Origin of the sequence: Streptomyces sp. H51 (assembly GCF_035656535.1) — a bacterium.
Lineage (GTDB): Bacteria > Actinomycetota > Actinomycetes > Streptomycetales > Streptomycetaceae > Streptomyces.
Genome location: NZ_JAYMHD010000081.1, coordinates 155,748 through 166,013 on the forward strand (window position 1 = coordinate 155,748; position 10,266 = coordinate 166,013).

At 72.5% G+C, this 10,266-nt stretch carries 11 protein-coding genes; 6 read left to right on the plus strand and 5 right to left on the minus strand.

From position 1 onward, the window contains the following. Positions 1-200: 200 nt before the first annotated feature. Positions 201-686, minus strand: coding sequence for a carboxymuconolactone decarboxylase family protein (locus tag VKA29_RS32570; protein WP_324789621.1), 486 nt, complete (start codon positions 684-686; stop codon positions 201-203). 175 nt (positions 687-861) lie between these two features. Here VKA29_RS32570 and VKA29_RS32575 point away from each other — a divergent pair, with 175 nt between their 5' ends. Together VKA29_RS32575 and hemC are read left to right on the plus strand one after the other, a co-directional pair. Then, a complete protein-coding gene (locus VKA29_RS32575) occupies positions 862-1,803 on the plus strand; it encodes an RNA polymerase sigma-70 factor (protein ID WP_324789622.1) in 942 nt (313 codons plus the stop codon). A gap of 64 nt (positions 1,804-1,867) precedes the next feature. Continuing rightward, positions 1,868-2,803: a hydroxymethylbilane synthase gene (gene hemC / locus VKA29_RS32580; protein ID WP_324789623.1), complete on the plus strand. Its 936-nt coding sequence runs from the start codon at positions 1,868-1,870 to the stop codon at positions 2,801-2,803. Between the two features lie 45 nt (positions 2,804-2,848). Here hemC and VKA29_RS32585 read toward each other — a convergent pair whose 3' ends face one another. Further along, positions 2,849-3,370, minus strand: coding sequence for a hypothetical protein (locus tag VKA29_RS32585; protein ID WP_324789624.1), 522 nt, complete (start codon positions 3,368-3,370; stop codon positions 2,849-2,851). Between the two features lie 658 nt (positions 3,371-4,028). Between VKA29_RS32585 and VKA29_RS32590 the strand changes: the two genes are divergently transcribed. Beyond that, complete coding sequence (locus VKA29_RS32590; RefSeq protein ID WP_324789625.1) at positions 4,029-4,904, plus strand: SigB/SigF/SigG family RNA polymerase sigma factor; 876 nt, start codon at positions 4,029-4,031, stop codon at positions 4,902-4,904. Positions 4,905-4,931: 27 nt separating this feature from the next. Here VKA29_RS32590 and VKA29_RS32595 read toward each other — a convergent pair whose 3' ends face one another. Continuing rightward, positions 4,932-5,249, minus strand: coding sequence for an ANTAR domain-containing protein (locus VKA29_RS32595; RefSeq protein ID WP_324789626.1), 318 nt, complete (start codon positions 5,247-5,249; stop codon positions 4,932-4,934). Positions 5,250-5,465: 216 nt separating this feature from the next. Here VKA29_RS32595 and VKA29_RS32600 point away from each other — a divergent pair, with 216 nt between their 5' ends. Further along, a complete protein-coding gene (locus VKA29_RS32600; RefSeq protein WP_324789627.1) occupies positions 5,466-6,269 on the plus strand; it encodes a VOC family protein in 804 nt (267 codons plus the stop codon). 121 nt (positions 6,270-6,390) lie between these two features. Here the strand turns inward: VKA29_RS32600 and glgX are convergent, their stop codons facing one another. Both glgX and VKA29_RS32610 read right to left on the minus strand, forming a co-directional pair. After that, complete coding sequence (glgX, locus tag VKA29_RS32605) at positions 6,391-8,538, minus strand: glycogen debranching protein GlgX (protein WP_324789628.1); 2,148 nt, start codon at positions 8,536-8,538, stop codon at positions 6,391-6,393. Then, the gene (locus VKA29_RS32610) at positions 8,535-9,044 is read right to left on the minus strand and encodes a pep a2 (RefSeq protein ID WP_324789629.1); all 510 of its coding nucleotides are present in this window, start codon (positions 9,042-9,044) and stop codon (positions 8,535-8,537) included. Before VKA29_RS32610 ends, glgX begins: the two co-directional genes overlap by 4 nt. A 298-nt stretch (positions 9,045-9,342) precedes the next feature. Between VKA29_RS32610 and VKA29_RS32615 the strand changes: the two genes are divergently transcribed. Then, positions 9,343-9,642 (plus strand): DUF5133 domain-containing protein, encoded by a 300-nt coding sequence (locus VKA29_RS32615; protein WP_324789630.1) that lies wholly within the window; start codon positions 9,343-9,345, stop codon positions 9,640-9,642. Positions 9,643-9,714: 72 nt separating this feature from the next. Beyond that, the coding region (locus VKA29_RS32620; protein WP_324789631.1) for a maltotransferase domain-containing protein at positions 9,715-10,266 on the plus strand (552 nt) is incomplete at its 3' end.

The following is a 10,266-nucleotide window of genomic DNA, read 5'->3' on the forward strand; positions in this document are numbered from 1 at the left end:
CGGTCGGCGGGCCGCGGTCGAGCACGGCCTACAGGCCACGACCGAGCACGGTCGGCGGGCCACGACCGAGCACGGTCGGCGGGCCGCGGCCGAGCGCGGTCGGCGGGCCGCGGCCGAGCGCGGTCGGCGGGCCGCGGTACGACGCGCGCCGCGTCCCGCCCGGGGGGAAGGTGCCCCGGGCCGGACGCGGGCGTCGGCGGTCAGCCGAACGCGGCGGCGAACATGCCGGGCTCGTAGGAGCCGCCCTTCTGGTGCACGATCACGGCGAGCCGGTTGGCCGCGTTGATCATGGCGACCAGGCAGACCAGCGCGGCGATCTGGTCGTCGTCGTAGTGCTTGCGCACCTGGGACCAGGTCTCGTCGGAGACGCCCTGGTGGGCGTCGGCGAGGCGGGTGCCCTCCTCGGCGAGCGCCAGGGCGGCCCGCTCGGCCTCGGTGAACACGGTGGCCTCGCGCCAGGCCGCGACCAGATGGAGGCGGACCGCGCTCTCGCCGGCGGCCGCGGCCTCCTTGGTGTGCAGGTCGATGCACCAGCCGCAGCCGTTGATCTGGCTGGCGCGCAGGGACACCAGTTCCTGCGTGGACCTCGGCAGCGGCGACTGGCCGATCACCAGGGAGGCGTTGGCGAAACGCTTGCCGAACTTCGCGGCGATGTCGTTGGCGAACATGTCGAAACGGGCGTCCATGACGGCGTCCTCACTCGTGGGCTGTGAACCGGACGAACACGAGATGCCGGCGCCCCGCTCGCTGTGACGAGAGCGCGCCTGTGACGTGCGCCACCACCCGCGCATGTCACGGATCCGCGGGCCGCGGCGTCCTGTGCGTGTGACACCGACGGGAACGGACAGGCAGGAGCGGCCGGTGACGAGCGAGCACAGCGAGCGGACGAGGGACACGGCCGGGCGACCCGCGCGCGGCACGGGCGGCACGGACGCCGCCACCGACGCCTTCGTCACCCACCGCAACCTGCTCTTCACCGTCGCCTACGAGATGCTCGGCTCGGCCGCCGACGCGGAGGACGTCCTCCAGGAGACCTGGCTGCGGTGGGCGGGCGTCGATCTCGCCGCGGTGCGGGATCCGCGCGCCTACCTGGTGCGGATCACCACCCGCCAGGCGCTGACCCGGCTGCGTACGCTCGGCCGCCGCAAGGAGTCCTACGTGGGCACCTGGCTGCCCGAACCGCTGCTCACCGCGCCCGACGTGGCCGAGGACGTCGAGCTGGCCGACAGCGTGTCGATGGCGATGCTGCTGGTGCTGGAGACGCTCGCGCCCACCGAGCGGGCGGTGTTCGTGCTGCGCGAGGTGTTCGACGTCGGCTACGACGAGATCGCCGAAGCCGTCGACAAGAGCCCGGCGGCCGTGCGGCAGATCGCGCACCGGGCGCGGGCGCACGTCGCCGCGCGCCGGCCGCGCGGGACGGTCTCCCCCGCGGAGACCCGCAGCGCGCTCGACGCGTTCCGACGGGCGGTGGAGACCGGCGACCTGCAGTGCCTGGTCGACATCCTCGCGCCGGACGTCGTCTTCCTGGGCGACGGCGGCGGGATCAGGCAGGCCGTGCCGCAGCCGGTCAGGGGCGCCGACAAGGTGGCCCGTCTGCTGGCGGGCGGCCTCGGCCGGATCACCGCGGCGTCGCTGCGGCCGGCACAGGTCAACGCCTGTCCGGCGCTGGTACTGCGGATGGACGGCGCGATCGACACCGTGGTGGCGGTCCGCGTCGACGACGGCCTCGTCACCGGGCTGTACGCCGTGCGCAACCCCGAGAAGCTGTCGCGGATGCAGCGGGAGACGGTGCTGCGCCGCTGAACGCCGGGCGGCCGACCGGGCGGTGGCGCGCGGCCGTTGCCGTCCGAGGGTCTATCGTGTCCGCATGTCCGTACCCGAACTGATCCGGATCGTCTCCCGTGACTCGCCGATGGCGCTCGCCCAAGTGGAGCGTGTACGAGCGGAACTGACGGTCCGTCACCCGGGCGTGCGCACCGAGGTCGTGCCGGTGCGGACGACCGGTGACAAGTGGCTCGGTGACCTGTCCCAGGTCGAGGGCAAGGGCGCCTTCACCAAGGAGGTGGACGCCGCGCTGCTCGCCGGCGAGGCCGACCTCGCGGTGCACTGCGTCAAGGACGTGCCCGCCGACCGGCCGCTGCCGGCCGGGACGACGTTCGCCGCGTTCCTCGAACGCGACGACATCCGCGACGCCCTGGTCCATCCGGACGGTCTCACCCTGGACGAGCTGCCCGAGGGGACCCGGATCGGCACCTCTTCCGTGCGCCGGGTCGCCCAACTCGCCGCCACCCACCCGCACCTGGAGTGCGTGCCCTTCCGCGGCAACGCCAACCGGCGGCTGGAGAAGCTGGCGGCCGGCGAGGCGGACGCGCTGCTGCTGGCGGTGTCCGGCCTGCGGCGCATCGGCCGGGACGACGTCATCACCGAGATCCTCTCCCCCGAGACGATGATGCCGCCGATCGGCGCGGGCATCCTCGCGCTGCAGTGCCGGGAGGGCGACGCGGACCTCATCGACGCGGTCAGCGGGCTCGGCCACACGGACACGCACCGCGAGGCCACGGCCGAGCGGATGTTCCTGCACGTGCTGCAGGGCCACTGCAACAGCCCGATCGCCGGGTACGCGCGGGTGGACCGCAGCGGTGAACTGTCCCTGAGCGCCTGTGTGTTCACCCCGGACGGCAAGACCCGGCTGAACGCCCACGAGTGGGCGGGACGGCTTGACCCGGCCACGCTGGGCACATCGGTCGCGGTCGCTCTGCTGCGCCAGGGCGCCCGCGAGATCATCGACGGCATCCCGCACTGAGGCGCGCGGGATCACCGACGGCGTCCCGCACTCCGGCGCGCGGGATCAGGCGGTGCCCTTCTCCGCCTGGTCCCGCAGGTAGTTGCTGACCTGGTGGGCCAGGCAGTCGCGGCCGGCGCCCGGGGCCGCGCCGGCGCCCTGCTCGTGCAGTCCGATGCCGCCCACCCACATCCGGCGGTCGGCCCACTCCTCGTCGACCCGCAGCTGGACCTGCACGTCGATCCGGCTCAGCGACGTCTCCGGTCCGGCCGCGTAGAGCACGGCGGTGACCCGGCGCAGCGGATAGACGTCGAAGCCCTCGACGAACTGCGAGTTGCGCCAGTCGATGAAGGCGGCCTCACCGTCCGGACCGGTCCGCACGTCGATCTGACCGTCCTCGAGGTGGATGCCGACGTTCCGGCTGCCCCGGTTCTCCACGGTGACGCGGAGGCTGAAGTACGTCAGTCCGGCGGCCGCGTCGTCACGTCCCCGCGGCGGCTCGGCGGCCTCGAGACGGTGGACGCGGACACGCAGACCGGCATGCTCGTCGTACTCCTGCCAGTCCCCGACCACGTTGGGCTCGTACACGATCCACCTCTCGACCTCAGAGAGCTGCTTCCTATCTGTGGGCTCAGTGCACTGTCAAATGAGCGGAATGCGCTGTGGGCGACCGGTTCACCCCCTTTGATCGCTGATCAAGCCGTGCGCAGGAACAATCGGCGGTGCGCCCCGGAACGCACGGGCACACGCGTGCCGCACATCACGTTCGGCCGGCTCCCTCAGCGGGCCGGCCGGGCCGGGAGCGAGGACGCCGCGACGATGCCGGGCGCGCCACCCCCGCCACCCCCGCCACCCCCGCCACCCGCCGAGCCGGACCCCGGCCGCGGGTGTCGGCCGGGGACGCCGGCCGGGGAGGCCGGCAGGCGGTGTCGGCAGGCGGTGTCGGCAGCAGCCGGGCCGCGCCTGGACCGGCCGCGGCCGGGCTCACATGACGAATTCCTGTGATTCCGGTCCGTGGCGATCGCGGGCAATTCCCGCGACGATTCAGAATCGCCCGGTCGCCTTGCGTCACCGTATTGGCCTTGTTGTTTTGGAATCCCTTCGGACGGGAATGCGCATCGCAGTGCTTCGGACCGGAGGCACGTCCGCGGGAGCCGGCAGCAGGCCCCGGATGCTCTCCGTCAGGTCCATGCCCGCCCCTCCCGTGGTGTCTGTCCACACAGCACCGGCCGAGGGAGGTGCGCCCATGCGCGTCACCACCGGAACCACGCCGCATCCGCACGACGACGCGCCCGACACGGCGCGGGCCTTCGAACGGCTCGCGCGGCTGCCGGAAGGACCGCAGCGCAAGGCGCTCAGGGACGAGCTGGTCCAGGCCTGGCTGCCCATGGCCGAACGGATCGCCGTCCGTTTCAAGGGACGCGGTGAGGCTCTCGAGGACCTGTACCAGGTCGCCGCCCTAGGCCTGGTCAAGGCCGTCGACCACTACGATCCGGCACGCGGTCACGCCTTCGAGGCGTACGCGGTGCCGACCGTCACCGGTGAGATCAAGCGCCACTTCCGTGACCACATGTGGACCCTGCACGTGCCGCGCCGGGTCCAGGACCTGCGCAACCGGGTGCGGCACGCGGTGAAGGAGCTGTCGCAGACGACCCCGGGACGCGCCCCGACCGTCGCCGAGATCGCCGTGTACACGAGCCTCGAGGAGAGCGAGGTGCGCACCGGCATGGAGGCCCTGGAGTGCTTCTCCGCACTGTCCCTGGACGCCGAGGTGCCGGGCACCGAGGGGTACGCCCTCAGCGACACCGTCGGCGGGTCCGACCCGGCCTACGACGTCGTCGTCGACCGGGTGGCCGTCGCCCCCTGCCTGCAGGCCCTCCCGGAGCGCGAGCGGACCATCCTCTACCTGCGGTTCTTCAAGGGCATGACGCAGAGCCGGATCGCGCAGCAGCTCGGCATCTCGCAGATGCACGTCTCACGTCTGCTCAGCGGCTGCTTCGCGGAGCTGCGCAGGGAACTCCTCAGCGAGACACAGGCGCAACCGCGGGCACAGACCCAGCCAGGGGCACAGACCGACAGCCAGCCCCAGACCCAGACGCAGCCCCAGACGCAGACCGGCTGAACCGGGAGCGGGCGGCAGGGCGTCCCGTCACTGCGGCGGGGCGCCGGGGATCTGCGGGGGACCGTAACGGTCCAGCGCCTCTTCCAATTCAGCGCGAATTTCCGGGGGCAGTGTTCCGTTGCGGCCCCAGATGAGAATCAATTCCGCGACATTCCGCAGTTTGATGTTCGTGTGCTGGGAGACTTCTTTCAGCACCTGCCAGCCCTCGTCCGGCGACAGACGGCCGAGGGCGACGACCATGCCGATCGCCTGGTCCACGACGGCGTGCGAGGCGATGGCCTCCTTCAGCTGGTCGACTTCCTGCTGCAGCTCGACGATCCGGTCCGAGCCCCCGTCCACGGGCATGGCCACCTCCCGCCGGCCGCTGGCCTACTGGTGTCCGGCCCTTCCATGCTCGTCACTCGCGCGGGCGCTCGCCACCGGGGAGCCGCCCGGCGAGGCCGCCGTTTCGGCCGCTTCGCCGGGGTACTCGACAGGCGCGGAGAGCCGTTCCGGTCGGACACTGGTGGCAAACCGGTGGCAGACCGGTGGCCGCCGGTGGACGAGACCTGGACGTGAGCCATGAACCACGACATCACACGCCCCGGCCCTGCGACGAGCGTGGTCTCCTCGCACTCCGTGTTCGGCGCGCCCTGCTGGGTGAGTCTGACCAGCCGCGACCTGCGCGCCACCGAGGAGTTCTACACGGCCGTGTTCGGCTGGCGGTGGCGGGCGGCCAAGCTGGGCGAGCACTTCAGGATCGCGCTGGCGGACGGCACGCCCGTCGCCGGGATCGCCGCCGTGGCCACCATGTGGCAGATGGTCGTGACATGGACGCCGTACTTCGCCGTGCCCGGCGCGGACCAGGCCGTGGCCCGGGCACAGGAGCGCGGCGGCACGACGGCGGTGGGGCCGATCTCCTTCCCGCCGGGCCGGGCGGCGCTGCTGGCCGACCGCGACGGCGCGACGTTCGGGATCTGGGAAGGGGAACTGGTCTCGGAGTGGGAGAGCTGGCGCCGCGCGGCCCCGACCTTCATCCGGCTGCACACGCGCGACGCCTTCGACGCCGCGATCTTCTACGGCGAGGTCCTCGGCTGGGCGACGGGGAAGCCCGGCTGCTGCGAGGTCGGCTACGAGGGCGGGGAGGTCGTGCTGCGCAGCCAGGGCGACGTGGTGGCGCGCATCGAGTCGGGCGCCCTGGGAGCGGCCCCCGACCCGCGGATCCGGCCCCACTGGCAGGTCCACTTCGCCGTCGTGGACGTGGAAGCCAGCGTCCGGGCCGCGGAGCGGCACGGCGGCAGCGTCCTGTCGAAGGGCAGCGAGGAGGCCGTGCTGCGCGACCGCGACGGCGCCCAGTTCACGGTGACCTCACGCCGCGAGCACTGACAGCCCGCGGGCACCGCGCGAGCGCCAGGGCCGCGAGGGGGGCCGTGAGAGCCGAGGGACCGCGGTACGGCGGGGACGGGCGAGCGCCGAAGCGGCACGCTCCCCCGCCCCCGCCCCCGCCTCACCGCGCGGCGTGGGAGGGCCGCGACAGCACGACCAGGCTGCGCGCCTCCACGGTCATCTCCGTACCCGCCTTGTGCTCCACCTCGTCGGGGGCGTCCTGCGCCTCGGCCGTGTCGAGGAGTGTCCGCCAGCGCTCGCCGTAGGCGACGTCCGGCAGCCGGAACGTCATCGGCTCCCAGTAGCCGTTGAACAGCAGCAGGAAGGAGTCGTCCACCACGCGCCGGCCGCGCGCGTCGAGTTCGGCGATGGCGTCGCCGTTGAGGAAGACCCCGACGGAGTGCGCGTCGGACCGGTGCCAGTCCTCCTCCGTCATCTCCAGCGCGTCCGGCGCCAGCCACACCAGGTCCGGCAGCGGCTGGCCGGCGCGACGGACGGTCTCCCCGCGGAAGAACCGGCGGCGGCGCAGCACGGGGTGGGCGCGGCGCAGTCCGATGACGTACCGGGTGAAGTCCACCAGGCCGCGCTGCTCCTCGGTCAGCCGCCAGTCGATCCAGGAGACCTCGTTGTCCTGGCAGTAGGCATTGTTGTTGCCGCGCTGGGTGCGGCCGAGTTCGTCGCCGTGGGACAGCATCGGGATGCCCTGCGACAGCAGCAGCGTGGTGAGGAAGTTGCGCTGCTGGCGGGCGCGCAGTTCCAGGACGGCGGGACGGTCCGTCTCGCCCTCCACGCCGCAGTTCCAGGACCGGTTGTGGCTCTCGCCGTCCTGGTTGTCCTCGCCGTTGGCCTCGTTGTGCTTGTCGTTGTACGAGACCAGGTCGCGCAGGGTGAACCCGTCGTGCGCGGTCACGAAGTTGACGCTGGCACGCGGACGGCGCCGGTTGTGCTGGTACAGGTCGGAGGAGCCGGTCAGCCGGGAGGCGAACTCGCCGAGCGTGTGCGGCTCCCCGCGCCAGAAGTCCCGTACGGCGTCACGGTACTTGCCGTTCCACTCCGACCACAGCGGCGGGAAGTTGCCCACCTGGTAGCCGCCCTCGCCCACGTCCCACGGCTCGGCGATCAGCTTGACCCGGCTGATCACCGGGTCCTGCTGGATGAGGTCGAAGAACGCCGACAGCCGGTCCACCTCGTGGAACTGCCGCGCCAGCGTCGCCGCGAGGTCGAAGCGGAAGCCGTCGACGTGCATCTCGGTGACCCAGTACCGCAGCGAGTCCATGATCAGCTGGAGCACGTAGGGGTGCCGCATCAGCAGGCTGTTGCCGGTGCCGGTGGTGTCGTAGTAGTGCTTCCAGTCGCCGTCCACCAGGCGGTAGTACGAGGCGTTGTCGATGCCGCGGAAGGACAGGGTGGGGCCGCGCTCGTTGCCCTCGGCGGTGTGGTTGTAGACGACGTCCAGGATCACTTCGAGGCCGGCCGCGTGCAGCGCCTTCACCATCGTCTTGAACTCGGTGACCTGCCGGCCGCGGCTGCCGCGGGCGGCGTAGCCGTTGTGCGGGGCGAAGAAGCCGATCGTGTTGTAGCCCCAGTAGTTGGACAGCCCACGGCCCCGCAGCACACCGTCCTGCACGTACTGGTGGACCGGCATCAGCTCCACCGCGGTCACCCCCAGCGAGGTGAGGTGCTCCAGGACCGCGGGGTGGGCCAGGCCGGCGTAGGTGCCGCGCAGACCGGCGGGCACGTCGGGGTGGGTGCAGGTGAGGCCCTTGACGTGGGCCTCGTAGATCACCGTGTCGGCGTACGGCCGGTCGGGCGGCCGGTCGTCGCCCCAGTCGAAGGCGGGGTCGGTCACCACACCGAGCATGGTGTGCCCGGCGCTGTCGGCCCGGGACCGGCCGTGCGAGGCCCGCTCGAAGAGGGAGGGGTGATCGTCCACCTGCCCGTCCACCGCGCGGGTGTACGGGTCGAGGAGCAGCTTCGCCGGATTGCAGCGGTGGCCCAGCTCCGGGTGCCAGGGGCCGTGCACCCGGTAGCCGTAGCGCTGCCCCGGTCCGACGCCGGGCAGGTAGCAGTGCCAGACGAACCCGTCGGCCTCCGCCACCGGGACGCGGCGCTCGCCGCCGTCGTCGTCGACGAGGACCAGTTCGACGTGTTCCGCGACCTCGCTGAACAGGGCGAAGTTCGTGCCCTCGCCGTCGAAGGAGGCGCCCAACGGGTAGGGGTGCCCGCTCCACACGGGCACCCCTGCCTTGCGCCGTCGCCTGGCCGTCACCGGGCGTCCTGGAGGGCGCCGGTGCCGTCGGCCGCGCCGGCGAGCGCGACGACCGGGACCTCGCGGGGGACCTGGAGCCCCTCGCGCAGGCTCGGCGCGGGCGCCGTGGGCACCAGCGGGACGCGTTCGCCGGCGCGGGCGCGCTGCGAGAACCAGATGACCTTGCTGCCGTTGTCGGTGGCGCAGCAGCCCCATCCGTCGCTCATGGCGGCGATCCACTGCAGGCAGCTCCGCAGGTCCTGGTCCGGGCGCAGCTGGGAGTCGTTGCCGCCGATGGCGGTGATGAGATGCTGGCCGTTCCACCACATCTCGATCGAGGTGTTCTTGTCCGTGGAGTGCTCGTCGATGGCCTCGAGCAGCAGCCCGGTGCCGTGACAGACGGGCTCGACGAGGTTGTCGAGGTTCCAGAACCGGAGGTGAGCGGCCAGGATGCGCCTGACCTGTCGGACCCGATCGGGGCTGACTTCCACGTCGAGGTGGTAGTAGCAGGGCACTGCGGTCTTCATCTCGTTGGCTCCTCACCGGCGAAGTCCCCGCTCCTCCCCGTCCCCGCGGGACGGGCCCCGAACGCGGAGCGTGAGCGCTGATCGCTCCTGAGTCACCTCAAGAGTGAGAGCGGTACGCCATTCGTGCAACACGAGAAGGCCGCCGAAGGTCGTTGAATCCCCAACAAGACGATGCGTCATCACCCGTGCACCATGTGTGAAGACCTCGATTGCCCGTAACGGACCGTGCGCGCCCGTGCCCGGTCACCGCCCGACGGTCGGGAGACGTGCCATCGAGTCCCGGGAGGTGAACGGCGCCATGCTGCTGCCGGCCAAGGCCGAAGTCGCCCGGCAACTGCGGCGGTACCGGGCCTGGGAACGCGCGATGCTCGCATCCCCCTCGGACCGCGCGGTGCGGGCCACCTTCGAGGACTCCGGCTACACCCTCTGCGTGCTCATGGGGAAGCGCTGCGCCCGCGAGGCCGCCGACGCGGCCGAACGCTATCTGCACAGCACCCTGATCTCCTACCTGCGGGACGAGGACGACCGGACCGGCACGGCCCCCGCCGGCCTGCGCGCCCCACCCGCGGCGGCGCGCCGTACCCCCGCGCGGAGCTAGATCCTTCCGGCGCGGCTTGTACCCCCGGCCGGGCCAACGGGTCCGGCCTCGAGCACGGCGGAGGTGACACCCATGAGCTGGTCCCAGGCCATCGGCCGCATCCCGGTACGCGACGTCCGGCCGCTCGTCGAGTGCGGCAGGCACCCGGCGAAGGCGGTCGTGGGCGAATCGTTCGACGTCACGGCGACCGTGTTCGGCGAGGGGCACACCGCGGTCGCCGCGAACGTGGTCCTGACCGGTCCGGAGGGCCGTCCGGGCCCGTGGACGCCGATGCGGGAACTGGCGCCCGGCACCGACCGCTGGGGCGCCACCGTCACACCCGACGCCACCGGCCGCTGGACCTACCACGTGGAGGCCTGGAGCGACCCGGTCACCGCCTGGCGCCACCGCGCCCGCGTCAAGGTCCCCGCCGGCATCGACACCGGGCTGGTCCTGGAGGAAGGCGGCGAGCTGTACCGGCGGGCTGCCGCCGGGGTGCCCGAGGGGGCGCGCGCCACGGTGCTGGCGGCCGCCGAGACCCTGGACGACGACTCGCTGCCCGTGGCCACCCGGCTGGCGGCGGCGTTGACGCCGGAGGTGGACGCGGTGCTGGCCCGGCATCCGCTGCGGGAGCTGGTCACCGCC